Genomic DNA, 24,621 nt, shown 5'->3' with positions numbered 1-24,621 from the left:
ACGCCTCACACCTAAGGAACGACATGTTGCTACCTGCTCCCCGCGGAGCATTGACCTCCGCGCTTCTGGATGCCCTGCTGGCCGGAGCCGATGCCGCGCCTGAAACACTCGGCCGGCTAACAGCCGCAGGGGAAAGCGCCCTTGCCGCTTCCAGTGATCTGCTTCGCGACGACGATATTCAGCTGGCGCTCTTCTGCCTCTACGAACTCCACTACAGCGGGCTCGAGGGTGTGGACCCCGCGATGGAGTGGGAACCTGAACTGATCCGGCTGCGGCGCACCCTGGAAGCGGCTTTCGAGGCCGCCCTGCGGAACATCGTTCCGGCACCGGAGGCGCCGGAACCGGACGCTGAAGCGGTGGCCCAGACCCTGTTCGGACTGGCCGCGGAGGACGACGGCCCCTCCGTGTCCCGGTTCATTGCCCGCTCTGCCACCGAGGAGCAGCTGCGTGAGTTCCTGATTCTGCGCTCCGTCTACCAGCTGCGCGAAGCTGATCCCCATAGCTGGGCCATTCCCCGCCTTCCGGTCGGGCGGGCCAAGGCTGCCCTGGTGGAAATCCAGGCCGATGAGTACGGCGGGGGGCGTCCGGAGCGGATGCATTCGCACCTGTTCGCCCGCACCATGGCGGGCCTGGGGCTGGATACCCGTTATGGCTACTACCTGGACCGGATTCCAGCGCTGGTGCTCGCTTCCTCCAACACCATGTCCCTGTTCGGATTGAACCGCCGGCTGCGCGGCAGCATCGCCGGGCACCTGGCAGCCTTTGAGATGACTTCCTCCATCCCGAACTCCTTTTACGCCAAGGGTTTCCGCCGTGCGGGATTCGGACCCGACGTCACCTTCTACTTTGACGAGCATGTCGAAGCGGACGCCGTCCATGAGCAGATTGCCGCACGGGACCTTGCCGGCGGCCTCGCCGAAGCCGAACCGGAGCTTCTTCCGGACATCCTTTTCGGGGCGGCAGCCGTCCTGACCCTTGACGCACTCCAGGGCGAGTTTCAGCTGGCGGCATGGAAGGACAACGGGTCGGCGCTCCGTACAGCTGCCCCCGCTCTGCACCCTGCTACCGCCGCCCTGGCCGCCGATGCCGCAGCGGCCGGGGTCTCACCATGAGCAGCACCCCTGCCGGGAAACCCGTGGCACTGGTCGAAGCCACCGGCGTGAGCGTTTCCGCCACCACGGCGGGCCGGGAGGGCACTGCCGGCAACCCTGCACCAGTGTCAGTCATGGCTTGCCCCGGCGGCCCCCTGCTGGTGCGCGGCGACTTTGAGGTGTTCGACGCCGAGGGCAACCTGGTTCCCAAGAACCGGGAAACAGTGGCGCTGTGCCGCTGCGCCGGGTCCAAAATCAAACCCTGGTGCGACGGAACGCACAAACTGCTGAAGCACGGCTCCGCCACGGACTAGGCGGTCTGGAGCAGGAAGCTGCAGGGCTTCCGAACACTGGTTTTATACCCATAGGGGGTATAGGCTAGGTTCATGAGCAGTCACGAACGCCAGCCCCATCCTGATCCGTCGGCCGCACCTGATCCCCACGCCATTCACAGCAGCCAGGCAGCGGTGGACCATAACGGCCACACCGCAGCCGCACAGGTGGGCCATGAGGGCCACGCTCAGGCTGGCCACGGTGATCACGGGCACGGCGGGCACGGACACGGAGACCATGTTGGGCAGTTCCGGCGGCTGTTCTGGATCATGCTCATCCTCGCCGTTCCCGTGGTGGGGTTCAATGACATGTTCGCCCACCTCATCGGCTATCACCTGCCGGATGCTGCGTGGGTCTGGTGGGTCTCCCCCGTCCTGGGCACTGTGATGTACTTCTGGGGCGGACAGCCATTCCTCACCGGGGCTGTATCGGAGGTGCGTTCGCGCAAACCCGGGATGATGCTGCTGATCGGACTGGCCATCACGGTCGCGTTCATCGCCTCCTGGGGTGCCAGCCTGGGCCTGCTCGATGCTCAGCTGAACTTCTGGTGGGAGCTGGCACTGCTGGTCGTGATCATGCTGCTGGGCCACTGGATCGAGATGCGTTCCCTCGCCCAGACCACGTCGGCCCTGGATTCGCTCGCGGCGCTGCTGCCCGACGAAGCCGAGAAGGTTGACGGGGACGAGGTCGTCAAGGTCTCACCCGCGGATCTGGCGGTGGGAGACGTCGTTATCGTCCGCCCCGGCTCCTCCGTACCTGCTGACGGAAAAATCGTTGACGGCTCTGCCAGCATGGATGAGTCCATGGTCACCGGCGAGTCCCGGACCGTCCGCCGCGGACGCGGCGATGCCGTGGTCGCCGGCACCGTCGCGACCGATTCGGGCCTGCGGGTGGAAGTCACGGCAATCGGGGACGATACAGCCCTGGCCGGCATCCAGAAACTCGTCGCGGATGCCCAGGCCTCTTCCTCACGCGCCCAGCGGATTGCTGACAGGGCAGCAGCCTGGCTGTTCTGGTTCGCCCTCGGTTCCGCGGCCATCACCGCCGTCGTCTGGTCGCTGCTTGGACTGCCTGACGACGCCGTGGTCCGCACCATCACCGTCCTGGTCATCGCCTGCCCCCATGCCCTGGGCCTGGCGATCCCGCTGGTGGTCTCGATCGCAACCGAACGCGCAGCCCGCGGCGGTGTGCTGATCAAGGACCGCCTGGCCCTGGAGTCCATGCGTTCCGTGGATGCTGTGCTGTTCGACAAGACGGGAACCCTGACCAAGGGCGAACCCACCGTCACCGCCGTCGAACCGGTTGACGGCCACACGGAGGACGAAGTCCTCGCGCTGGCTGCCGCTGCCGAAGCGGACAGTGAACACCCCCTGGCCAGGGCCGTCACCGGCGCGGCGCATGCCCGCGGACTGCGCGTCGCCAAGGCGTCGGATTTTTCCTCCTCTCCGGCAGTCGGGGTTAAGGCCACCGTCGCCGGCCCGGGCGGAAGCACGGTGGTGGAGGTTGGCGGGCCTTACCTGCTCGAGGAACACGGCACTGCCGAACTGTCCATCGCCGATACCTGGCGGACTGAAGGCGCCATCATCCTGCACGTCCTCGAAGGCGGCAGCGTCATCGGCGCCCTGCGGCTGGCCGACAAGATCCGCCCCGAGTCCCGGCAGGCAGTGGACGCACTGCACGCCGCCGGCGCGCAGGTGGTGATGATCACCGGCGATGCCCAGGCCGTCGCGGGGACCGTGGCCAGGGAGCTGGGGATCGACAGGGTCTTCGCGGGCGTCCGCCCCGAAGACAAAGCGGCGAAGGTCGCCGAGCTCCAGGCAGAAGGAAGGAAGGTCGCCATGGTCGGCGACGGCGTCAACGACGCTCCTGCCCTCGCCCAGGCTGATGTAGGTATCGCCATTGGCGCCGGCACCGACGTCGCCATCGGCTCCGCCGGCGTGATCCTGGCCAGTTCCGACCCGCGCTCGGTACTCTCAGTCATCGACCTCTCCCGGGCCAGCTACCGGAAGATGAAGCAGAACCTGTGGTGGGCCGCCGGTTACAACCTCATTTCCGTCCCGCTGGCCGCGGGCGTCCTGGCACCGGTAGGGTTCGTGCTGCCCATGAGCATCGGCGCATTACTCATGTCCGCCTCCACCGTCGTCGTCGCCCTCAACGCCCAGCTGCTCCGGCGCCTGGACCTGTCGCCGGCTGCCAGCGCGGCCCGCTTCGGCGGCAGCAGCACCACACAGCACGCCACCGCCCAGCACACCACCTCCGACTAACCAGCACCCCCGAATCAGGAGCACCACAATGGCTACCAGCACCAAGCCGTCCAGCGGAACCGCACACGGCTACATCAGCGACAAAGACCGCTACCTCGCCCGTCTCAAGCGGATCGAAGGGCAGGCCCGCGGCATCCACCGCATGGTGGATGAGGACACCTACTGCATCGACATCCTCACGCAGATCAGCGCCCTGACCTCGGCCCTGGAGAACGTTGCCCTGGCCCTGCTCGACGACCACCTCAAGCACTGCGTCGTCAACGCGGCCAAGGCCGGCGGTCCCGAAGCTGACGAGAAGATCAAGGAAGCCTCCGACGCCATTGCCCGTCTGGTGAAGTCCTGATCCAGCAGATGATCTAGGAAGCTGCCGCCGCGATCGCCCCGGCAAGGTCCGCGGGACGGCTCCACATGGGCCAGTGGCCTGTCGGCAGGTCGATAAGGTCCAGGTTCCCGAGCCTGGCAACTTCGGCGAACATGGGATTGCCGGAGCTGGCCAGCTCCATCATCTGTGTGCTCGGAAGAGAGCAGCAGACGATGGTGGTTGGCACCTGAAAGCGTGCCTCGCTGCTCAGTTCCACTGACCCGCGCAGCACGGGTCCGGGCTCGGGGACTGCCCGGGTCCGGAAACGCTCAAGAACGCCCGCGCTGAGGCCTTCAAGACTGGCTTGCTGTCCGAGCACTTCGAAGGGCGGCAGCGGAAGCTCTTCCATGTCCGCTCCGGGGGCGAAGACAGTGCCGGAGGAGACCGGGCCGCTGTCGACCCAGACCACCCTGCGGATCAGGTTGGGGTGCCGATCGAGTACGAGGCTCACCGGGGCATTGGCTCCGCTGTGGGCAACGATGACCACCGGGCCGGATTCACCCGCCAGGGCCTGCTCAATTGCCGCGGTTTGATCCCCGAGGGTCCTGGACGCTCTGTCCGGGTCTGTCGCGTCGAGGCCCGGCAAGGTGATCGGAACACCCCGCCTGCCCATGCCAGTCAGGTGTTCCAGGACGTCGTCCCACGCCCAGGCCCCCAGCCAGTGTCCGGGGATCAGAAGGATGGTTGGGCTCTGCGTGTCGGTTGTCATGCCACGATCTTCGCAGGCCTTTTGGACAGCTGCCTGTCACTATTTCTGGCATGATTTGGCTGGAGGTTGAGACATGAAAAGAGGAGAGCGGCTCCACGCATTGTCGGAGATGCTGCGGCGCAGCGGTACCCGAGGGTGCACGGCGGACCGGCTGGCAAGTGAATTTGGCGTTTCGGTGCGGACGATCAAACGGGACCTCGACGCGCTTGAGAACAGCGGCGCGCCGATCTGGTCGCGCCCCGGCCCCGGCGGCGGATACGGTCTGAGTGCCCGATCCAATCTCCCGCCTATCAGTTTGACCCCGTCCCAGGCCGTGGCGCTCCTCGCGGCAGTTTCGGCAGCCCCCGATGCCCCCTATGCTGACCTGGCCTCGGCCGGCATCCGGAAGATCCTGGATGTCCTTGACCCCCGAACCCGGAAACAGGCCGACGAGCTCGCGCGCCGTGTCTGGGTCAACAGCGAACCGGCTCCGGCGCGGGCCGTCAGATCTGCCCTTGAGGAGGCCATGGCCGATCAATATGTTGTGCGGATCCGCTACATCTCGCGGACCGGGGAAAGGACCACCCGCGACGTCGAGCCGGTGATTTTCGCGTCCACGAACGGCCGGTGGTATCTGATCGGCTGGTGTCAGCTGCGGAATGAAATGCGCTGGTTCCTCGTGACGCGCATTGAGCAGGCCAGCGTGACGAGGACGAGTTGTTCCGGCCACACCATCCAGGAGATTGGTATTCCCCCAGCAGCGGCCAGATCCGTGCACAGTGCCGGCGAGTGAGGTGCCGACGAGTCAGGTGCCGGCGAGTGAGGATGTTCAAACCTGCGGGCACCGCAGGCTTGAACATCCAACAATGGGTGGGCCCTGTGGGGCTCGAACCCACGACCCACGGATTAAAAGTCCGATGCTCTACCAACTGAGCTAAAGGCCCCCATCAACAAAACCAGGTGCTGACCTAAAAACGGAACACACCTGCCGTGTTGACTTTCCCACTTTATCGCACCGCCGAGGAAACGCGGAAACCTTCTCCGCCCTTCCAGGGATGCCTCTTTCGGCGGTCCCTCCGGCCCGGCTCCGGCTGCGGGCAGCCGCCTCGATTCCCTGTGCCGGCGGGAGTATTCTCAAAACATGAGTGAGCCGGATTCATCAGCCCCCCGCCATCACAAGCCGAAACTCTATGCACCCATGGACTTCGCCAACCATCCCGGCGGCGCGGACCCTGCCCGGGTTTCCGAGGCCGCCCATCTGGCGGCCCAGGCCCTGGTCCACCATGGACGGGAAAGCGACGATCCCGAGGTCACGCGCCGTCTGGTGGAACTGGCAGACCAGCAGGGGCTCGAAGCCGTGGCGGAGATCTGGGCAACCAGCCCGGCGCGCTCCCTGCCCGGAGCCCTCTGGCGGCTCTACGCCCTGCGCGCGGCCGTCCAGCAGAACCCGGAACGTGTTGCCGCGTTGTATGCGGCAGGCAAGGAAGCCGCACAGGTCTCCAAGGTGGTGGCAGGCGTGGCCGAACCCCTGGGTGCGGACGAAGTGCGGGCCATGGCGGACACCATCCTGTCCGGCGCCTTCAAAGGGGACTTCGACGTCGCACTGGAACGGTTCGCCGCGTTCTGCCGGGTCGTGTCCCTTGGCGAAACCCACCACGCGGACTCGGCGGAGGCAGGCAACAGCGCGCGTGCCACCGAACTCACCCGGAATGCCCGCCAGCTGGTGGTAACCGCCGAGGACCTGGAGTATTCGGCCGAGGCCTGGCGCCGCGGAGAACTGGACTAAGCCCATCCCGGGCAGCTTCCAGGCCTGTGGACACTCCAGTTGACATCGGGGACAGGGAGTAGAAAACTGAAATTGGTGTCGGACCGCGGAACCCCCGGGCTTCAACTTAGAGCCGCTTCGAGCGGCCTTCCGCCGAGAGGCGCTCCCGGTCCGGCACCGTTCACATGTTCTCCATCGGATATTCTTACCGGTGTGATGAGCTCCCAGCGCACCCGGCCTGTCCGATGAAACTCCGGCTGTTCCCGCAGGAAAGCGCCGGCCTGGACCTTCTTTCCCGCATGGCGGTACAAGCAGTCCGAGGCACCGCTACGCTCTCCGAGGCTTTGGGAGCCGAACCCGCGGAGTTCCCGCGCCTCGCCGAAGAGCTCCACACTCTGGAGGCGGAAACCACTGAGCTGCATTTCGCCCTGATGACGCAGATGCGGACCAGCTTCATTAATCCACTGCCCCGCGAGGATCTCTACGACCTCTCCCTCATTCTGCTGGCCGTTATGGAGCGGCTGGACAGTGCCGCTGAGATCATTTCACTTTACAAGCTGACGCACGTTTCCCGGCGTGCCGCCGAACAGCTCGAAGTACTGGGCCGGCAGTCCGAACTGACCGTGGCCGCGATGCGCAGCCTGGCTTCCCTCGAAGACCTGGAAGACTACTGGATCGAAATGCTGCGCCTGAGCAAGCGCGTGGAGCGGACCCACCGGATGTGGCTCGCCGAGCTGATGAACGACCACAAGGCGCTGTCCTACATCCGCCACCGGGACCTGGCCGACCAGCTGGCAGCGGCGTCGAAGGAACTGCGCCGGGTCGGCACCTACGTCGGCAACATCCTCGTGCGGGAATCGTAGGTTGACCACCGCACTGCTCGTCGCCGTGTTTGCCTTCGCGGGCTGTTACGCCTTCATCAACGGCTTCCACGACGTCTCCAATTCCGTTGCCGCGGCAGTGCGGACACGTGCCCTGACACCGGGCGTCGCCGTCGTGCTGGCCAGCGTTTTCAACCTGCTGGGCGCGCTGATGAGCACCGCTCTGGCACTGGTCCTGGCGGATCTGTTCGTGAAACTGCCCCCGGGCAGCAGCGGCTTGGGGATCCTGATGGCCGGACTGGCCTCGGCCTGCGCGTGGGGCCTGTGGACCTGGTGGCGGCGGATGCCGTCTTCCTCAACGCATGCGCTGGTGGGCGGCATTGTGGGCTCAGGAGCCGCATCCGCACTGGTAGGCGGACCCAGCATCGCTGAATCCTTCCGGATGCTCTGGGACCAGATCGCCCTGCCGCTGCTGCTCTCCCCCGTCCTTGCCTTCGTGCTGGCCTATCTGCTGGTCTACCCGGTGATGTGGCTGATGCGGTACAGCTCGCTGCGACGCGGCGACGCCGGGAACCGCATTGCGCAGTCAGTGCTCTCCGCGGCGTTCTCGCTGGGCCACGGGATGCAGGACGGACAGCGCACCATGGCAGTCCTGGTACTGGGCCTCGTGGCTGCCGGGTACGCGACCGGCGGGGAGATTCCCTGGGGCGTGCAGGTTTTCGCCGGCACCGCCCTGGCCGCGGGGTCGCTGTTCGGCGGATGGCGGATCACCCATACCCTCGGCTACCGGCTGGTGCGGATCGATCCGCTGCGGGGTATGAGCGCCCAGGCTGTGGCCACCGGCATGCTCTTCCTGGGCGGATTGTGGCTGCACATCCCGCTCTCCAGTACCCAGACCATGACGGCGGCAATCGTCGGCGCCGGAGCAAACCGCCGCTTTGCCGCCGTCCGCTTTATTCCGCTGCGCAACATCCTGGGCACCTGGCTGATCACCGCCCCTGCGGCGGCCCTGCTGGGCGGAATCTTCTTCCTGGCCCTCAGCCCGCTCCTCTAGCCTCCCCGCCCCACAGAAGGCCCTCCAGACACCGCAGGACCGGACACCAGTGGTGTCCGGTCCTGCGCGTGCGTTGGTGCGTGGTTTATCCGAAGCGCCCGGAGACGTAGTCCTCGGTGGCCTTGACCGACGGGTTGTTGAAGATCACCGTGGTGTCGTCATACTCGATCAGCTTGCCGGGCTTGCCGGTGCCGGCGATGTTGAAGAACGCCGTCTTGTCCGAGACGCGGGCGGCCTGCTGCATGTTGTGCGTGACGATCACGACTGTGTAGTCGCTCTTGAGCTCCTCGATCAGGTCCTCGATGGCCAGCGTGGAAATGGGGTCCAGGGCGGAGCACGGCTCGTCCATGAGGATCACCTCGGGGGACACTGCGATCGCACGCGCGATGCACAGGCGCTGCTGCTGGCCGCCGGAAAGCCCGGAACCGGGCTTGTCCAGGCGGTCCCGGACTTCCTTCCACAGGTTGGCGCCGGTGAGGGACTTCTCCACCAGGTCGTCGGCGTCGGACTTGGAAATCCGCTTGTTGTTCAGCTTCACCCCGGCCAGCACGTTGTCCCGAATAGACATGGTGGGGAACGGGTTGGGCCGCTGGAACACCATGCCGATGTGGCTGCGGACGGTCACGGGGTCAACCCCGGGGCCATACAGGTTCTCGCCGTCGAGCAGCACTTCCCCCTCGACCCGTGCGCCGGGCAGGACCTCGTGCATGCGGTTCAGGGTGCGCAGGAAGGTGGACTTGCCGCAGCCGGACGGGCCGATGAACGCCGTTACGGAACGCGGTTCCATCTTGATGCTGACGTCTTCGACCGCCAGGAAGTCGCCGTAGAAGACGTTAAGGCCCTTGACGTCGATTCGCTTGGACATGTGTTTCCTTCTGTTCTTTTCCGGTGGAGCATCCAGGCGGATTCTCCGGTGCCGCCGCAGCGGCCGGGTCTGGAGGGTCAGCGGCCGGTCTTGGGTGCGAAGATCCGGGCAACGAGGCGGGCGCCGAGGTTCAGCAGCATCACCATGACGATCAGCAGCAGCGCCGCAGCCCAGGCGCGCTGGGTGCTCGGGTCAGTGTTGGTGGGCGAGGTGGGGCTCATCAGCTGGCGGTAGATAAACGTCGGCAGGCTGGACATCCAGCCGGCGAAGACGTTCAGGTTGATGGTGTTCACGAACCCGGCGGTCACCAGCAGCGGCGCGGTTTCGCCGATCACGCGGGCGATGGCCAGGGTGACGCCGGAGGCGATGCCGGAGATGGCGGTGGGAACCACGATCTTCAGGATGGTCCGCCACTTCCGCACACCCAGGGCGTAGGCGGCTTCGCGCAGTTCATTGGGAACGATCTTCAGCATTTCCTCGGTGGAACGCACCACCACGGGGATCATCAGGACGGACAGCGCGACGGCGGCGACGAAGCCGGTGCGGGTTCCCGGGCCGAAGAGCAGCCCGAAGAACGCGGCGGCGAACAGGCCGGCCACGATGGACGGGATGCCGGTCATCACGTCGACGAAGAAGGTGATGGCCCGGGCCAGGGGGCCGCCCCGGCTGTACTCCACCAGGTAGACGGCGGTCAGCAGGCCGATCGGCACGGAGATGATGGTGGCCCACAGCGTGATCAGCAGCGTGCCCATGATCGCGTGGTAGGCACCGCCCAGAACGGGTCCGCCGGTCTCGGCAGTGTTGTTATCCACCGTTCCGGTCATGCCGCCCATGGAGGTCAGCAGGAAGTCCGGGCTCAGCCCGGGCAGGCCCCGGACCAGCACGGTGAAGATGACCGAGATGAGCGGCACCAGGGCCAGGATGAAGGCGCCGTAGATCAGGTTGGTGGCAAACCGGTCGGTGGCGCGCCGGCTGCCTTCCACCATCCGGGTCACGATGGTGCTGCCGGCCACGAAAAGAAGCGCGGCAAAAATGGCGAAGGACGCAACGTGGAACCCCAGCAGCGCAGAGAGCGCCGCTCCCAGCACGATCGACGCGGCCAGCACGGCCCACATCGCGTAGCCGGGGAGCTTGTTCTTGGTCAGGGCGGAAGAACGGGTCAGGGTGGTCTCAATCATCAGTTGGCTCCCGAGAATTCTTTGTGGCGGCTGATGATCCAGCGGGCAATCACGTTGACGATCAGGGTGATCACGAACAGGACCAGGCCGGCGGCGATCAGCTCAGACAGCCGCAGTCCGTAGGCCTCGGGGAAGTTCAGGGCAATTTCGGCGGCGATGGTCTGGTTTCCCGGCCTGATCAGGCTGGCGATCAGCCCGCCGGATGAGAGCACCAGGGCCACGGCCATGGTCTCGCCCAGGGCGCGGCCGAGTCCAAGCATCACGGCGCTGATGATGCCGGGCCGGGCGAAGGGCAGCACGGCCATGCGGATCATTTCCCAGCGCGTGGCACCCATGGCCAGGGCGGCTTCCTCATGCAGTTTCGGCGTCTGCAGGAAAATTTCCCGGGTCAGGGAGGTGATGATCGGCAAGACCATAACGGCCAGCACGACGCCGGCGGTCAGCATGGTCTTGCCGGTCTGGCTTGCGGGTCCGGCGAAAAGCGGGATCCAGCCGGCGTTCTCGGCCAGCCAGTTATACGGCCCCACGAGGGCCGGTGCCAGGACGGTCATGCCCCAGGCGCCGTAAACCACAGAAGGGATCGCTGCCAGCAGGTCTACGACGTAGCCGAGGCTCTGCGCGAGCCGGCGGGGCGCATAGTGCGAGATAAAGAGCGCGACGCCGATTCCCACCGGGGTGGCGATCAGCAGTGCGATCGCGGCCGCGATGACCGTACCGATGACCAGCGGGAAGATGTAGGTGAAGAAGCCTGAGCCGCCCGAGATCTCCGACGAGGGTGCGGTGAAGGTGGGAAGCGCCTGCCAGAGCAGGAACGCAGCCACTGCGAACAGGACAGTCAGGATCAGGCAACCCGCCAGCAGTGTGATGCCGGAGAAGACCTTGTCTCCTGCACGTCCGGCACCGCCGGCGCCCTGTATTGACTTGCTTGACACTGCACAACCCTTCGAACAATTGTTGGCAACTTGCTTCACCTGTGGACAAGACACCGCACTCGCCAGTTTTCACTGTCAGCCGGTGAACTTCAAGCTGGCTCCCTGGCGGGGCAAATGCCCCCGCAGTGCGCCGTGGCGCTGTGCGGGGGCCTGCCTCGGCTGGCCGGGTATTACGATGCGACCTTGATGGATTGGAGGGCCTTGACGGCCTGCTCCTGCAGGTTAGCGGACAGCGGGGCATTGCCGGCGGCGTCGGAAGCTGCAGCCTGTCCCTCTTCGCTCACCACGTACTCACCAAAAGCCTTGATCAAATCCACGGTCTCCTGGTCCTGGTAGGTGGTGCAGTAGATGTGGTAGGAGACCAAAACCACAGGGTAGGCGCCGGATTCCGTGGTGTCGCGGGCCAGATCCATCGCCATGTCAACGTCCGGACGGCCTTCGCCGGTGACCGGAGTGGAGGCCTCGACGGCCTTGGCCGCGGCGTCGGAGGTGTAGGCAACGTACTCGTCGCCCACCTTGACCGATACCTTGCCCATGTTCCCGACGGCGGAGGCATCGGCGTACGTGATGGCGCCGTTGGTTGCGCTGGCCGCGGAGACGACGCCGCTGGTGCCCTGCGCGTTCTCCTGGCCGTCGAGTTCAGCCGGCCATTCGCCGTCGGCCTCGGTAGTCCAGACCTCCGGAGCCGCGGCGGCGAGGTAGTCGGTGAAGTTAGTGGTGGTTCCGGAGTCATCTGCCCGGTGGACAACGGTGATCGGTGTGGCGGGCAGCTCGGTGCCCTCGTTCTGCCCGGCGATCGCCGGATCGTTCCAAGTGCTGATCTCTCCGCGGAAAATGCCGGCGATCGTGGCGGCGTCCAGGTTCAGTTCCTTCACACCGTCCAGGTTGAAGGCAATCGCAATCGGGGAGATGTAGGCGGGAACGTTGAAGGCGCCGTCCGGACCGCAGACCTTCTGCGACGCGGCAGCTTCCTCATCCTTCAGGTAGGCGTCCGAGCCGGCGAACTGCGCACCGCCGGCCAGCAGGGCCTCCCGTCCGGCACCGGAACCATCCGGTGAATACTGGACGGACGCGCCGGGGTGCGCGGCACTAAACCCTGCAATCCAGGCATCCATGGCCGAGGCCTGTGAACTGGCGCCGACGCCGGACAGTGTTCCCGAGACGGTCGAGGCGGAGGCAGAAGTTTCAGTGCCGGCGGCGTCGGTGGCGTTGTCGCTGCCGCACGCGGCCAGGGACAGTGCTGCCACCGAGAGTACGGCCGCAGTGCGGCCAAAGCGGAATACCTTCACGATTGTGTTCCCTTTCAAGGGTGGTATATCCGGCGCGTCAACGCCGGGAGTCTTTTCGCTGGGACGTTTGGTCGTCCCGGATTGAGAGTGGCCCGCCAAGGTGAACGGAAAGTGAACTCGAACCAAGCAGCTCGGGAATTCTGCGCCGGGACAGGATTCGGAGCTTCCGGGCGGGCTTCCGGGCCGGCTCCCGCAGCGCTTCGCTGCGGTGATCGGGAGGTCACAGTGCCCGCGCAGCACCCTGACTGGAGCCGCTCCGTCCTAGACTGTTGGCATGCCCGCCCGTGACAGTCTCTCCGCCACCCGCGGTTTCCTGCGGGACCGGTTCCGGATCGGGCTGAAACGCAGCGGCGCCTCGGTGATCCCCGCACTGCAGATGACCATCTGTGCGGTGGGCGCCTATGCCTTCGCCGAGTATGTCCTGGGCCACGAGGCCCCGCTGTTCGCCGCGACCGCTGCCCTGATCTCGCTTGGCTTCTCCCGCGAACCGCGCACCCGGCGGGTGCTGGAAGTCGGGATTGGCTGCACCCTGGGCATCACTATCGGTGAAATCCTCCTGCAGGTGCTCGGCAACGGTCTGTGGCAGGCCGCCATCGTGCTCTTCACCTCGCTGATGCTGGCCCGCTTCCTGGACCGCGGTGTCATCTTCACCACGCAGCTGGGCCTGCAGTCCCTGCTGGTGGTGCTGCTTCCGGCGCCCGACGGCGGGGTGTTCACCCGCAGCGCCGACGCCGTCGTGGGCGGCCTCTGCGCCCTGATTGTCACCATGCTGGCGCCGCGTGATCCACGGCGTGAACCGAAGTCCAATGTGCGTGAGCTGCTCAGCGAACTCTCCGCAGTGCTGCGCCAGACCGCCGACGCCCTGGCCCGCAGCGACTCCACACTGGCCTGGCACGCGCTGGTCCGGGCACGGAATACCCAGCCGCAGCTGGACATGCTGTCCCGCAGCATCCGTGATGCACGCGAGGTCGCCCGGATTTCCCCGGCCTACCGCCGCTACCTTGCCGAGCTGGGGGACCTGCGCGGTTCGGTCAGCTACCTGGACCTGGCCATCCGGAACAGCCGGGTGTTCGCCCGGCGGACCACCTCGGTGATCAACCACGCCGCCCTCTCGGATGAGGCGGTGGAGAAGGTCTCCGAAGTCATCAATGACACGGCCGACGCCGTTGACGTGCTGGCCCGCGCACTGGGCGGCGGCGAATCCCCTGCCATGCGGGAGCGCCACCTGCGTCAGGCACGGAACGAACTGGCCGCCGTCGGCTCCCGCCTGCATCCGGCGTCACTGGCCGTCACGGACCTGCACGGCGACGCCCTGGTGATGCTGTTCCGCCCCCTGGTGGTGGACCTGTTGGAAGCCACCGGCCTCAGCCACGAGGAAGCGGTGACCTACCTCTCCGAGGTCTAGCAGCCGCCATCCTCCGCGGTGCTTTCGCGGCGAAGCTCCGTCAGTGCCGCGGGATAGCCTGTTGGCATGGCCACGAAGACAACACGGGCGAAGACCGCCAACTACCGCTGCACCGAATGCGGCTGGACCGCCGCTAAGTGGGTGGGCCGCTGCGGCGAGTGCCAGGCCTGGGGAACGGTCGAGGAAGCCGGGGAAGTACTGGCCCGCACCACCGCAGCAGCAACGGTTGCCCGCCCCGCACAGCTGATTGCCGATGTCGATGCCACCACGGCTGCCTACCAGCCGACCGGCGTCGGCGAACTGGACCGGGTGCTGGGCGGCGGCCTGGTCCCCGGGGCTGTGATCCTGCTGGCCGGGGAGCCCGGCGTCGGAAAGTCCACCCTGCTCCTGGATGTCGCCTCACGGGTTGCCGGCCTGGGCCGGGACGTCCTGTATGTCACGGGCGAGGAGTCAACGGCACAGGTCAAGCTGCGCGCGGAGCGGATCGGCGCGGTCTCCGGCAGCCTTTATCTCAGCGCCGAAACCGACCTGGGCCAGGCCCTGGGCCAGGTGGAGCAGGTCAAGCCGGCCCTGCTGATCGTCGACTCGGTCCAGACCCTCAGCAGCGCCGCGGTGGACGGCAGTGCCGGCGGGGTGAGCCAGGTCCGCGAGGTCGCCGCCTCCCTCATCAACGCCGCCAAGACCAGGAACATGACCACCCTGCTGGTTGGGCATGTCACGAAGGACGGCTCCATCGCCGGGCCGCGGCTGCTGGAGCACCTGGTGGACGTGGTCTGCCAGTTCGACGGCGACAGGCACTCCCGCCTGCGGCTGCTCCGCGCCGTCAAGAACCGTTACGGCCCCACGGACGAGGTCGGCTGTTTCGACCTCACTGAGGACGGCATTGAGGGACTCGCCGACCCCAGCGGACTCTTCGTCTCCCGGACCAAGGACCCGGTTTCCGGAACCTGCATCACCGTGACCCTCGAGGGGCGGCGTCCGCTGGTTGCCGAGGTGCAGGCACTGCTCGCCGAAACCGGCAATGCCCAGGCCCGCCGGGCCACCAGCGGGCTCGATTCGGCCCGGGTGGCGATGCTGCTGGCGGTCCTGCAGCAGCGGGCCTCGATGAACCTGGCCAAGGATGACAGCTACGTGGCCACCGTCGGGGGCGTGAAGCTCACCGAGCCTGCCACTGACCTCGCTGTTGCGCTGGCCGTCGCCTCCGCCAAAATGAACAAGCCGCTTCCAGCCCGCCTCATCGCCTTCGGCGAGGTGGGGCTGGCGGGTGAGGTCCGCCCCATCCCCGGAATCGCCCGCCGGGTGCAGGAAGCCGAACGGCTCGGTTTCAGCCACGCCGTGGTTCCGGCGTCGCCCAACGGACCGGGGCAGGTGCCCGCCGGATTCAAGGTAAGAGAGGTATCCACGCTTTCCGAGGCGTTGGAACTGCTCTTCTAGATCCTGCCGGCCAAGCCTGATGGTTCATTTGTCATACTCCGGTGACGGAAGTGACAAATGTGGCCGTTTCGCGCATTACTATGGTGAAGTGTCTGCGCACCCACGCCCAGAACGTCCGTGGGCCGGACTGGCCGGAAGGAAGTGACAATGGCTCGCACCCCCGAGGATGCGTTGAAGGCCACGCTGGCCAGGGTTGCCCCCGGAACCGCCCTGCGCGATGGACTCGAGCGGATTCTGCGCGGCCGCACCGGAGCGCTCATCGTCCTGGGGTTCGACCGCACAGTGGATTCCATCTGTTCCGGCGGGTTCGACATCGGCATCGAGTTTTCCTCCACCCGGCTGCGCGAACTGGCCAAAATGGACGGTGCCATCGTCTGCGACAAGGATGGCGCGAACATTCTCCGGGCCGCGGTCCAGCTGGTGCCGGACCACACCATTGAGACGCACGAATCCGGAACCCGGCACCGCACGGCGGAGCGCGTGGCCATCCAGACCGGCTTTCCCGTCATTTCCGTCAGCCAGTCCATGCAGATCATCCAGCTCTACGTCGGCGGCCTCCGCCACGTCCTGGAAGGGTCCGAGCCCGTGGCGGCCCGCGCCAACCAGGCGCTGGCCACGCTGGAGCGCTACCGTGCCCGCCTGGACCAGGTCACCAACTCCCTCTCCGCGCTGGAGATCGAAGCCATGGTCACCATGCGGGATGTCGCCGTCACGCTCCAGCGCCAGGAAATGGTCCGCCGCATCTCCGAGGAAATCTCCCAGTACGTCCTGGAACTCGGCGTCGATGGGCGCCTGCTCTCCCTGCAGCTGGAGGAACTGACCACCGGCCTGGGCCCGGGCAGCGAAATGATCATCCGGGACTACGTGGACGTCAGCGGCAGCCTGGATGACGTGGAGGAACGGATGGCGACGCTGCAGAACCTCAGCTCCTCCGACATGGTGGACCTGGGCAAGATCGCCACTGTGGTGGGTTTCCAGCCCGGCCAGGAGTCCCTGGAAGCGGTGGTGCAGCCGCGCGGGTACCGCCTGCTGAGCAATATCAAGAGCGTCCCTCCGGCGGTCTCCAACCGGCTGGTGGACCATTTTGGCGGCCTGCAGAACCTGATGGCCGCGAACATCGAAGACCTGATGCAGGTGGACGGAATCGGAGAACAGCGGGCCCGCACGGTTCGTGAGGGCCTGTCCCGGATTGCTGAAACGAGCCTGCTCGACCGGTTTATGTAGCCGGTTGATATGGCCGGGCGCCGGTCCGCGGTGCCGCCGCGGATAGTCCGGCCGGAAAGCGTTAATCCAGCTGGAAAACTGCCTTCTCGCTCGTCGCCTCGCCCAACCGGGCGGTGAAGACGTACCAGCCTGGATTCGGGTTGCTGGCAACTGGCCCGCATCCGGGCGCCGACCGCAGCCGCTCCCAGGTGAAGTTGGCTTTTTCGGTGGCTCCGGCAGCAAATTCCTTCATCAGGTCCGCCCCGCCGTCCTGGCAGTCCGCGGAGGAGAAGATGCGGTCTGAACCGCTGGTGACGATGAATTCCATCTGATTGGTGCCCACGTTGATTTCACACGGTTCCGTCCCGGTGTTGGTCACGGAGAGGGTCAGCAGAGGGTTGGTCCCCGCGGCATAGGCCGGGGCGTCGGTCGCGGCAGCCACCTTCACCGCTGCAGCCGGGCAGCTGGCATCGGGCTCTTCAGCCTTCCCTGAGGCATCCGGTTTTGGTTCCCCGGCGGACTCCGGGGCGCTCGTCTCCGGGCTTGCTGACGGAGAGGATTCCGGGGCTGATTGGAACGGTTCGGAGGCCGAGGCGTCCTTGTCTCCAGTCAGCGCACCGGCCAGGGCGAATCCGCCCCACACCAGGCCGCCGAGGACTGCGGCCAGGACCAGGAGCAGGAACAGCCGGCGACGGCGGTAGACCGCTTTGCTGGGCTGGGTTCTGCTGGATCCTTTTACCGCCATGGCTTAAGGCTAGGGAGACTGGCCCGGATTACGGCGGACCCCACGCCGATCAGTAGAGTATTGCTGGTCAATACGGAAGGAGCAGCGCATGGAACCGGAGCAGGAAGCTCAAGTGCCGCAACTGCATACCCGTATCACCTCCTGGTTCGCCCGCAACGCCCGCCCCCTGCCCTGGCGGGAACCGGATTGCAGCCCGTGGGGCGTCCTGGTCAGCGAGGTCATGCTGCAGCAGACTCCGGTGGTCCGCGTCCTGCCCATCTGGCAGGAATGGATGCAGCGGTGGCCGGAGCCGGCGTCCCTGGCGGCAGAACCCAGCGGAGAGGCCGTCCGGGCCTGGGGCCGGCTGGGTTATCCCCGGCGGGCCCTCCGCCTGCATGCGGCGGCCACAGCCATTGTCACCGGACACGGCGGCGAGGTCCCGGGCACCCATGCCGCGCTGCTCACCCTGCCCGGAGTCGGCGACTATACCGCGGCGGCCGTGGCGGCCTTCGCCTTCGGGCAGCGGGAAACTGTGGTGGACACCAACATCCGCCGGGTGCATGCCCGGCTGGTGACCGGCAACGCCCTGCCCTCGCCGTCCCTGACGGCGGCCGAAATGCGTCTGGCGGTCTCGCTGCTGCCCGGCGACGCCGCCGGGTCGGTGGCTTGGAACGCCTCCGTCATGGAACTCGGGGCCCTGGTCTGCACGGCCCGGAACCCCAGCTGTACGGACTGCCCGGTGCTGGCAGACTGCGCCTGGGTGCGCGCCGGCAGGCCGGAACCGCATTACATCCCCAAGGGCCAGGCCTGGCACGGGACCGACCGCCAGGTGCGTGGAGCCATGATGGCCGTGCTCAGGGAAGCTGAGGGACCCGTCCTGCGCGAACTGCTGCTGGCCGGTCCGGTGGACCTCACCGCCGGCAAGGAAGCAGTGACCACACCGCTGGCAGCGCTGCATGCCCTGTCAGCTCCCCAGGAGCAGCTCGAAAGGGCACTGGAGGGTTTGCTGCGTGACGGCCTGGCCGAACTCTCTGCGGACGGCCTTCGGCTGCCGGCCTAGATTTCCCCGAAACCGTTTCGGACTTCCAACCCCAGCATCTCCACCGCTCGTTCCGCGTCCGGCCCGTGCGCCGAAACGGTGAGGGTGTCCCCCGCCTTCAGCCCGAGGGTCATCAGCATCATCACGGACTTGCCGTCCACGCCGTTGATCGTAATGTCCGCGTCGAGGTCCGCCATGGCCTGGGCAACAACCGCTGCGGGCCGGGCATGCAGCCCCATCGGGTTGATCAGTTCCCACGACGCCTCGCGCACACCGGTGTCATCCTGGTCGATGTCGTCAAGCTCGGGCACGGCCTCCGCCGGCGCTGTACTGCCTGCGGCTCCTGCCATCGAGGCGGCTGCTGCCTCAGCGTCCCGCACCACGGCCTGCAGGTCCTGCCCGGTCTGGGCGGCCACCGCAGCGGCAACAGCCCCTTCGACCAGCGGAGCATCAGCGAGCCGGACCCTGTCCCGCTGATCCGGTTCCAGGAATTCCAGCGCCATTTCAGCGGTCATCACAGCCGAGCCGAGATCGGCCAGCACCGCGACGCCGGCTCCCCCATCCGCCTGGGCGATGCCCGCCTGGATTTTCTCGAGGCTGGTGCCAATCCCGCCGTCGTCAGTTCCGCCGGCAGCAATGATGGCCACATCGGGCGCCATCTGGCCGGCAAGTTCGCTGAGCCCCTCGGCGAGCTTGTCACTGTGCGAAACGATAACGAGCCCGACCTTCATGCCTTCTCCCCTGCAGCCTGCGCTGCCGCCTGCAGGATCAGGGTCGTGGAGGCGGCTCCGGGGTCTAGATGGCCCGCACTGCGCTCCCCGAGATAGCTGGCCCGCCCCTTGCGCGCGATCAGCGGCTCGGTGCCGGCCAGACCGGCCTCGGCTGCGTTGGCTGCCGCCGCCAGGGTTTGGGGTCCGCCGGCGTCCGCGGAGGCTGCGGTCTGCGCCGCTTCCACGGCGGGCGTGAAGGCATCCACCATGGTCTTGTCTCCGGGTTCTGCCTTGCCGCGGCTGACGATCCCGTCCCGCGCGGCTGCAAGGAAGGCGACGACGTCGTCCGCGCTAAGGATCTCCTTGCCCGTGACGGCCGTGGAACCACGCAGGAACGCCGTGCCGTACAGCGGTCCGGCGGCGCCGCCGACCTTGGACATCAGAGTCATGGCAGCCAGCTTGAAGACGTCCGCGGGAGTGGCCGGAACGCCGTCGGCGTCGAGTTTTTCCACGATCGCGGTGAAGCCGCGGTCCATGTTCTCGCCGTGGTCCGCGTCCCCGATTGCCCGGTCAAGGTCGATGAGGCGCTGGCGGTTTTCGGACATGGCCGCGGCCGCGTCACGCATCCAGGCAGCGGCCCACTGGGCGTTGAGGTCCATCCCTATACTCCCCACCGCAGGGCCGCGGTATGAACCGGCGAGTCCCACAAGTCGATCATGTCGTCATCTAGTTTCAGTACGGTTACTGACGCTCCCTGCATTTCCAGGGCAGTGATGTAGTTGCCCACCAGGGAACGTTCCACGTGGACCCCGCGGTCCGCCAGGACCTTAGCGGCGTGGCGGTAGACGATGTACAACTCGCTCAGGGGCGTCCCGCCCATGCCGTTCACGAACAGCAGCACGCGGTCTCCGGAGGCTGTGTCCAGGTCGGCGAGGACCGGCTCGAGCAGCTGGTCGGTGATTGTGTCCGCGTTCGCCATCGGCATCCGCCGCCGCCCGGGTTCGCCGTGGATCCCCACGCCCAGCTCGATCTCGTTCTCGGCGAGCTCGAAGCTCGGCTCCCCCGCGTGCGGGACGGTACAGGCACTCAGTGCCACACCCATGGAACGGACATTCGCATTGACGCGCTCGGCAACGGCGGTGACGGAGTCAAGGTCGTCACCGCGTTCCGCCGCGGCTCCGGCAATCCGTTCCAGCAGCACGGTGCCGCCGACCCCGCGCCGGCCGGCCGTGTACAGCGAGTCTTCCACCGCGACGTCGTCGTTCACCACTACGGTCCGGACCTGGATGCCCTCAACCTGGGCCAGTTCCGCTGCCGTCTCGAAGTTGAGGATGTCACCGGTGTAGTTCTTGACGATGAGCAGCACTCCGGCGCCGGAGTCGGTGCCGGTGATGGCGGGCAGGACCTGGTCTGGGGTGGGCGAGGTGAAGACGGCGCCCGGGACGGCGGCGTCGAGCATGCCCCGTCCTACGTAACCGGCATGGAGCGGCTCGTGTCCGCTGCCACCGCCCGATACCAGCGCGACTTTGCCCTGTACGGGGGCGTCACGGCGCAGGACGTACGCGGGATCGGCGTGAACGGTGACGAGGTCGTGGTGGGCCTGTCCGAAGCCTTCCAGGGATTCGGCTACCACCGCGCGGGGATCATTGATGAGTTTCTTCATGGCCTGACGCTCCTCTTACCCACAAGGACGGGATTAAACCGGACAGGCTCCGTCGCCTGTCTGATCGCTGATTCAGGCAACCCTACCCCTCGGCAGCGGCGCTGCACAGGCTGCGAATGAGCCCGGACGCACTGAAGGAAGGGCGTCTGCCCTTCCTTCAGTGTTTCCCGGGTTTTCCGGGTTTCCCGGTCAACAGCGACAACAGCGTCCGGGAGTCTGCACGGATTCTGTCCGTGCCGGGTCTAGCCGAAACTATTTACCCTTGAAAGCATCCTTGACGTGCTCGCCGGCCTGCTTCATGTTGGCCTTGGCCTGGTCGCCCTGGCCTTCGGCTTCCATGCTGTGGTTTCCGGTGACCTTTCCGAGGCCTTCCTTCACCTTGCCGCCTACTTCTTCGCCCTTATTCTGCATCTTGTCATCTGCGCCCATATTAGGTACCCGCTTTCTGATCTCCCGAGGTGCTTACCGCGTCGGATTCATTACGATTCCTGCTGCGGCCGGCTCTCGGCTTATGTGGATGCTAAGTACCCTTACTCTATCTGGTTCGCTACTCGATGGCCAGTAATATCGGGCAGTTCACTACCCGCGAACAGATCGAATCATGCGGGTATTGCCAAGCGTATTTGGTTTCACCCGTGCGAGGTCCAGGAATTCGGCCACGCCTTCATCCTGGGAACGCAGGAGTTCTGAATAAACCTGCGGATCCACCGCAGCCTGGTTTTCCATCACCTCAAAGCCGTGCCGTTGAAAGAAATCAACCTCGAAGGTCAGGCAGAAAACCCTGGAAACGCCAATGTCCACCGCATCAGCCAGCAGCTGTTCCAGCAGCAGGTGGCCGACGCCGCGGCCCCGCCAGTCCTGATGCGTTGCCAGGGTGCGGACTTCAGCCAGGTCCTCCCACATCACGTGCAGCGCGCCGCAGCCAATCACGTTTCCCTCAGCGTCCTGGGCGATGCGGAACTCCTGCAGGCCTTCGTAGTAGGCCACCGCCTCCTTGGCGATCAGGACCCGTTCGTCGGCAAGCGGAGCCACCAGTTCCCGGATGTGCTGCACGTCGGAGGTGCGGGCGCGGCGGACGGTGACCGGGGCTGTCTGTGCGGTAAGCGTCATTGGTTCAGTCTAGGACTTCTCCGGGCTGCGGCCGCGAACCGGGCATCCGGTCCGGGCGGAACGCAGAAGGAGCTCCCGGGTTTCCCGGGAGCTCCTTCTGCTTGGTTCTGCTCTGTGCTTCTGGTGGTGCCTGCCGCTACTTGGCGTCGCCTACGCCGGCCTCGATGGCCGAAGGGGCTTCTTCGATGGCGCGCGGTGCACCGTGACCCACGAAGGTGAACTTCGCGTCGTCGCCTTCGCCCTCAACGTCAACCGAAACCGTTTCCCCGGGCTTGAGATCCCCGAAGAGGATCTTCTCGGAGAGCTGGTCCTCGATCTCGCGCTGCATGGTGCGGCGCAGCGGGCGGGCGCCCATCGCGGGATCGTAGCCGCGGGTGGCCAGCAGGATCTTGGCAGCCGGGCTGAGCTCGATGCTCATGCCCTTCTCCGCAAGCCGCTTGCCCAGGCGTTCGGCGAACAGATCCACGATCTGAACGATTTCGTCCTGGGTCAGCTGCGGGAACACCACGGTGTCATCCACACGGTTCAGGAACTCGGGGCGGAAGTGCTGGCGCAGCTCTTCCGTGACCCGGGCACGCATCCGGTCGTAGCCGGTCTTCGTGTCGGTTCCGGACTGGAAACCGGTCATAACGCCCTTGGAGATGTCCTTGGTGCCAAGGTTGGTCGTCATGATGATGATGGTGTTCTTGAAGTCCACGACCCGGCCCTGGGAGTCGGTCAGACGGCCGTCTTCCAGGATCTGCAGCAGCGAGTTGAACAGGTCCGCGTGGGCCTTCTCAACCTCGTCGAACAGCACCACGGAGAACGGACGGCGGCGGACCTTCTCGGTCAGCTGCCCGCCTTCTTCGTAGCCGACATATCCCGGAGGGGCACCGAACAGGCGGGACACCGTGTGCTTCTCGGAGTACTCGGACATGTCCAGGGTGATCAGTGCTTCTTCGTCGCCGAAGAGGAATTCCGCCAGGGCCTTGGCGAGTTCGGTCTTGCCGACGCCGGTGGGGCCGGCGAAGATGAACGAACCGCCCGGACGCTTGGGATCCTTCAGGCCGGCACGCGTACGCCGCATGGCCTGCGAAATCGACTTGATGGCTTCGTCCTGGCCGATAACCCGCTTGTGCAGCTCATCTTCCATCTTGAGCAGCCGCGTGGATTCTTCTTCGTTCAGCTTCACCACGGGGATGCCGGTCGAGTTCGCCAGTACTTCGGCGATCAGTTCCTCATCCACCTCGGCGATGTCGTCCAGGCCGCCGGACTTCCACTGGCGTTCCTTCTCTGCGCGCTGGTCCTGGAGCTTCTGCTCCTTGTCCCGCAGGGAAGCAGCACCTTCGAAGTCCTGCGCGTCGATCGCGGATTCCTTCTCCATCTTCAGGGCGGAGATGCGCTCGTCGATTTCCTTCAGCTCCGGCGGAGCGGTCATACGGCGGATGCGCAGCCGGGCACCGGCTTCATCGATCAGGTCGATGGCCTTGTCCGGCAGGAAACGGTCGCTGATGTAACGCTCGGCCAGGGTTGCTGCCGAGGCCAGCGCCGCATCAGTGATCGAGACCCGGTGGTGGGCTTCGTAGCGGTCCCGCAGGCCCTTGAGGATTTCGATCGCGTGGGCAACGGAAGGTTCGTTGACCTGGATCGGCTGGAAGCGTCGCTCAAGCGCTGCGTCCTTCTCAATGTGCTTGCGGTATTCGTCGAGCGTGGTGGCGCCGATGGTCTGCAGTTCCCCGCGGGCCAGCATCGGCTTCAGGATCGATGCTGCGTCGATGGCGCCTTCGGCGGCACCGGCGCCCACAAGGGTGTGGATCTCGTCGATGAAGAGGATGATGTCGCCGCGGGTGCGGATTTCCTTGAGGACCTTCTTCAGGCGTTCCTCGAAGTCGCCGCGGTAGCGCGAACCTGCCACGAGCGAGCCGAGGTCCAGGGTGTAGAGCTGCTTGTCCTTGATGGTTTCCGGAACATCGCCGCGGACGATCGCCTGCGCGAGTCCTTCGACGACGGCGGTCTTGCCCACGCCGGGCTCGCCGATCAGGACCGGGTTGTTCTTGGTGCGGCGCGAGAGCACCTGCATGACCCGTTCCATCTCGTGCTCGCGCCCGATGACCGGGTCGAGCTTGCCCTCACGCGCTGCCTGGGTCAGGTTGCGGCCGAACTGGTCAAGCACCACCGAACCCGCCGGCTGGCCTTCCTGCTGCTGGCCGCCGGCGGAGACGGGCTCCTTGCCCTGGTAGCCGGAGAGCAGCTGGATAACCTGCTGGCGGACCCGGTTCAGGTCTGCGCCCAGCTTGACGAGCACCTGTGCTGCGACACCTTCACCCTCGCGGATGAGGCCCAGCAGGATGTGCTCGGTGCCAATGTAGTTGTGGCCCAGCTGCAGGGCTTCCCGCAGTGAGAGTTCCAGGACCTTCTTGGCCCGCGGAGTGAAGGGGATATGACCGGACGGGGCCTGCTGGCCCTGGCCGATGATCTCCTGCACCTGCTCGCGGACGGCACCCAGGGAAATGCTCAGGGATTCGAGGGCCTTGGCGGCAACACCCTCACCCTCATGAATGAGCCCAAGCAGGATGTGCTCGGTGCCGATGTAGTTGTGGTTGAGCATGCGTGCCTCTTCTTGGGCAAGCACGACAACGCGACGGGCACGGTCGGTAAATCTTTCAAACATGAGGCACACTCCTAGCTAACGCGTAATTCGATGCTACGGCTC

Annotated in this window: 24 protein-coding genes and 1 tRNA gene; 12 read left to right on the top strand and 13 right to left on the bottom strand. The window is 66.1% G+C overall.

The window, feature by feature from the left end:
* Positions 1 to 23: 23 nt before the first annotated feature.
* The 4 genes from ArtHe_RS15540 to ArtHe_RS15525 all read left to right on the top strand — a co-directional run bounded on the left by ArtHe_RS15540 (position 24) and on the right by ArtHe_RS15525 (position 4,031).
* Entirely contained in the window at positions 24 to 1,112 is a 1,089-nt protein-coding gene (locus ArtHe_RS15540) for an iron-containing redox enzyme family protein (RefSeq protein ID WP_248317754.1), read from the top strand.
* On the top strand, positions 1,109 to 1,405 hold the full coding sequence (locus ArtHe_RS17910) for a CDGSH iron-sulfur domain-containing protein (RefSeq protein ID WP_349238362.1): 297 nt from the start codon (positions 1,109 to 1,111) through the stop codon (positions 1,403 to 1,405). The genes ArtHe_RS15540 and ArtHe_RS17910 overlap by 4 nt, the downstream gene beginning before the upstream one ends.
* Before the next feature lie 288 nt (positions 1,406 to 1,693).
* Positions 1,694 to 3,688, top strand: coding sequence for a heavy metal translocating P-type ATPase (locus tag ArtHe_RS15530; protein WP_248319824.1), 1,995 nt, complete (start codon positions 1,694 to 1,696; stop codon positions 3,686 to 3,688).
* Between the two features lie 28 nt (positions 3,689 to 3,716).
* Positions 3,717 to 4,031, top strand: coding sequence for a metal-sensitive transcriptional regulator (locus ArtHe_RS15525; protein WP_066300753.1), 315 nt, complete (start codon positions 3,717 to 3,719; stop codon positions 4,029 to 4,031).
* Between the two features lie 13 nt (positions 4,032 to 4,044).
* Here the strand turns inward: ArtHe_RS15525 and ArtHe_RS15520 are convergent, their stop codons facing one another.
* Positions 4,045 to 4,758 carry an alpha/beta hydrolase gene (locus ArtHe_RS15520; protein ID WP_248317753.1) on the bottom strand — a complete coding sequence of 238 codons (714 nt, stop codon included), beginning with the start codon at positions 4,756 to 4,758 and terminating at the stop codon, positions 4,045 to 4,047.
* Between the two features lie 73 nt (positions 4,759 to 4,831).
* On the opposite strand from ArtHe_RS15520, the gene ArtHe_RS15515 reads away from it, so the two are divergent.
* Positions 4,832 to 5,530: a WYL domain-containing protein gene (locus tag ArtHe_RS15515; protein WP_248317752.1), complete on the top strand. Its 699-nt coding sequence runs from the start codon at positions 4,832 to 4,834 to the stop codon at positions 5,528 to 5,530.
* A gap of 78 nt (positions 5,531 to 5,608) precedes the next feature.
* On the opposite strand, the gene ArtHe_RS15510 is transcribed toward ArtHe_RS15515, so the two are convergent.
* Positions 5,609 to 5,681: transfer RNA gene (locus ArtHe_RS15510), tRNA-Lys, on the bottom strand.
* Positions 5,682 to 5,878: 197 nt separating this feature from the next.
* Here ArtHe_RS15510 and ArtHe_RS15505 point away from each other — a divergent pair.
* From ArtHe_RS15505 to ArtHe_RS15495, 3 genes are all read left to right on the top strand, one after another.
* Positions 5,879 to 6,523, top strand: a complete 645-nt coding sequence (locus ArtHe_RS15505) for a hypothetical protein (protein WP_066300743.1) — start codon at positions 5,879 to 5,881, stop codon at positions 6,521 to 6,523.
* Positions 6,524 to 6,747: 224 nt separating this feature from the next.
* Positions 6,748 to 7,365 (top strand): nuclease PIN, encoded by a 618-nt coding sequence (locus tag ArtHe_RS15500; protein WP_248317750.1) that lies wholly within the window; start codon positions 6,748 to 6,750, stop codon positions 7,363 to 7,365.
* 1 nt (position 7,366) lies between these two features.
* The gene (locus tag ArtHe_RS15495; protein WP_248317749.1) at positions 7,367 to 8,377 is read left to right on the top strand and encodes an inorganic phosphate transporter; all 1,011 of its coding nucleotides are present in this window, start codon (positions 7,367 to 7,369) and stop codon (positions 8,375 to 8,377) included.
* A gap of 85 nt (positions 8,378 to 8,462) precedes the next feature.
* Here ArtHe_RS15495 and pstB read toward each other — a convergent pair whose 3' ends face one another.
* From pstB to pstS, 4 genes are all read right to left on the bottom strand, one after another.
* On the bottom strand, positions 8,463 to 9,242 hold the full coding sequence (gene pstB, locus ArtHe_RS15490; RefSeq protein WP_191745254.1) for a phosphate ABC transporter ATP-binding protein PstB: 780 nt from the start codon (positions 9,240 to 9,242) through the stop codon (positions 8,463 to 8,465).
* A 77-nt stretch (positions 9,243 to 9,319) separates the two neighbouring features.
* Positions 9,320 to 10,420: a phosphate ABC transporter permease PstA gene (gene pstA / locus ArtHe_RS15485; RefSeq protein ID WP_174522139.1), complete on the bottom strand. Its 1,101-nt coding sequence runs from the start codon at positions 10,418 to 10,420 to the stop codon at positions 9,320 to 9,322.
* On the bottom strand, positions 10,420 to 11,352 hold the full coding sequence (pstC, locus tag ArtHe_RS15480; RefSeq protein WP_066300733.1) for a phosphate ABC transporter permease subunit PstC: 933 nt from the start codon (positions 11,350 to 11,352) through the stop codon (positions 10,420 to 10,422). The genes pstA and pstC overlap by 1 nt, the downstream gene beginning before the upstream one ends.
* Before the next feature lie 170 nt (positions 11,353 to 11,522).
* Positions 11,523 to 12,641 (bottom strand): phosphate ABC transporter substrate-binding protein PstS, encoded by a 1,119-nt coding sequence (pstS, locus tag ArtHe_RS15475; protein ID WP_066301057.1) that lies wholly within the window; start codon positions 12,639 to 12,641, stop codon positions 11,523 to 11,525.
* 274 nt (positions 12,642 to 12,915) lie between these two features.
* On the opposite strand from pstS, the gene ArtHe_RS15470 reads away from it, so the two are divergent.
* The 3 genes from ArtHe_RS15470 to disA all read left to right on the top strand — a co-directional run bounded on the left by ArtHe_RS15470 (position 12,916) and on the right by disA (position 16,704).
* Positions 12,916 to 14,046 (top strand): FUSC family protein, encoded by a 1,131-nt coding sequence (locus ArtHe_RS15470; RefSeq protein ID WP_066300730.1) that lies wholly within the window; start codon positions 12,916 to 12,918, stop codon positions 14,044 to 14,046.
* 66 nt (positions 14,047 to 14,112) lie between these two features.
* Positions 14,113 to 15,480, top strand: a complete 1,368-nt coding sequence (gene radA, locus ArtHe_RS15465) for a DNA repair protein RadA (protein WP_066300728.1) — start codon at positions 14,113 to 14,115, stop codon at positions 15,478 to 15,480.
* A 147-nt stretch (positions 15,481 to 15,627) separates the two neighbouring features.
* Positions 15,628 to 16,704 carry a DNA integrity scanning diadenylate cyclase DisA gene (gene disA, locus ArtHe_RS15460; RefSeq protein WP_066300726.1) on the top strand — a complete coding sequence of 359 codons (1,077 nt, stop codon included), beginning with the start codon at positions 15,628 to 15,630 and terminating at the stop codon, positions 16,702 to 16,704.
* A gap of 61 nt (positions 16,705 to 16,765) precedes the next feature.
* Here disA and ArtHe_RS15455 read toward each other — a convergent pair whose 3' ends face one another.
* On the bottom strand, positions 16,766 to 17,428 hold the full coding sequence (locus tag ArtHe_RS15455) for a hypothetical protein (protein WP_248317748.1): 663 nt from the start codon (positions 17,426 to 17,428) through the stop codon (positions 16,766 to 16,768).
* A gap of 88 nt (positions 17,429 to 17,516) precedes the next feature.
* Here ArtHe_RS15455 and ArtHe_RS15450 point away from each other — a divergent pair, with 88 nt between their 5' ends.
* Positions 17,517 to 18,467 carry an A/G-specific adenine glycosylase gene (locus tag ArtHe_RS15450; RefSeq protein WP_248317747.1) on the top strand — a complete coding sequence of 317 codons (951 nt, stop codon included), beginning with the start codon at positions 17,517 to 17,519 and terminating at the stop codon, positions 18,465 to 18,467.
* On the opposite strand, the gene dhaM is transcribed toward ArtHe_RS15450, so the two are convergent.
* From dhaM to ArtHe_RS15420, 6 genes are all read right to left on the bottom strand, one after another.
* A complete protein-coding gene (gene dhaM / locus ArtHe_RS15445) occupies positions 18,464 to 19,177 on the bottom strand; it encodes a dihydroxyacetone kinase phosphoryl donor subunit DhaM (protein ID WP_066300719.1) in 714 nt (237 codons plus the stop codon). The genes ArtHe_RS15450 and dhaM overlap by 4 nt on opposite strands.
* Positions 19,174 to 19,815: a dihydroxyacetone kinase subunit DhaL gene (gene dhaL, locus ArtHe_RS15440; RefSeq protein ID WP_248317746.1), complete on the bottom strand. Its 642-nt coding sequence runs from the start codon at positions 19,813 to 19,815 to the stop codon at positions 19,174 to 19,176. The genes dhaM and dhaL overlap by 4 nt, the downstream gene beginning before the upstream one ends.
* Before the next feature lie 2 nt (positions 19,816 to 19,817).
* Positions 19,818 to 20,819 carry a dihydroxyacetone kinase subunit DhaK gene (gene dhaK / locus ArtHe_RS15435; protein WP_248317745.1) on the bottom strand — a complete coding sequence of 334 codons (1,002 nt, stop codon included), beginning with the start codon at positions 20,817 to 20,819 and terminating at the stop codon, positions 19,818 to 19,820.
* A 252-nt stretch (positions 20,820 to 21,071) separates the two neighbouring features.
* Complete coding sequence (locus ArtHe_RS15430) at positions 21,072 to 21,248, bottom strand: CsbD family protein (RefSeq protein ID WP_248317744.1); 177 nt, start codon at positions 21,246 to 21,248, stop codon at positions 21,072 to 21,074.
* A gap of 150 nt (positions 21,249 to 21,398) precedes the next feature.
* Positions 21,399 to 21,929, bottom strand: a complete 531-nt coding sequence (locus tag ArtHe_RS15425; protein WP_248317743.1) for an amino-acid N-acetyltransferase — start codon at positions 21,927 to 21,929, stop codon at positions 21,399 to 21,401.
* A gap of 136 nt (positions 21,930 to 22,065) precedes the next feature.
* Positions 22,066 to 24,579: an ATP-dependent Clp protease ATP-binding subunit gene (locus tag ArtHe_RS15420; RefSeq protein ID WP_066300707.1), complete on the bottom strand. Its 2,514-nt coding sequence runs from the start codon at positions 24,577 to 24,579 to the stop codon at positions 22,066 to 22,068.
* Positions 24,580 to 24,621 lie beyond the last annotated feature (42 nt).

It is taken from the genome of Arthrobacter sp. Helios, from assembly GCF_023167125.1.
Lineage (GTDB): Bacteria > Actinomycetota > Actinomycetes > Actinomycetales > Micrococcaceae > Arthrobacter_B > Arthrobacter_B luteolus.
This window is presented reverse-complemented; position numbering and strand designations above follow the sequence as displayed.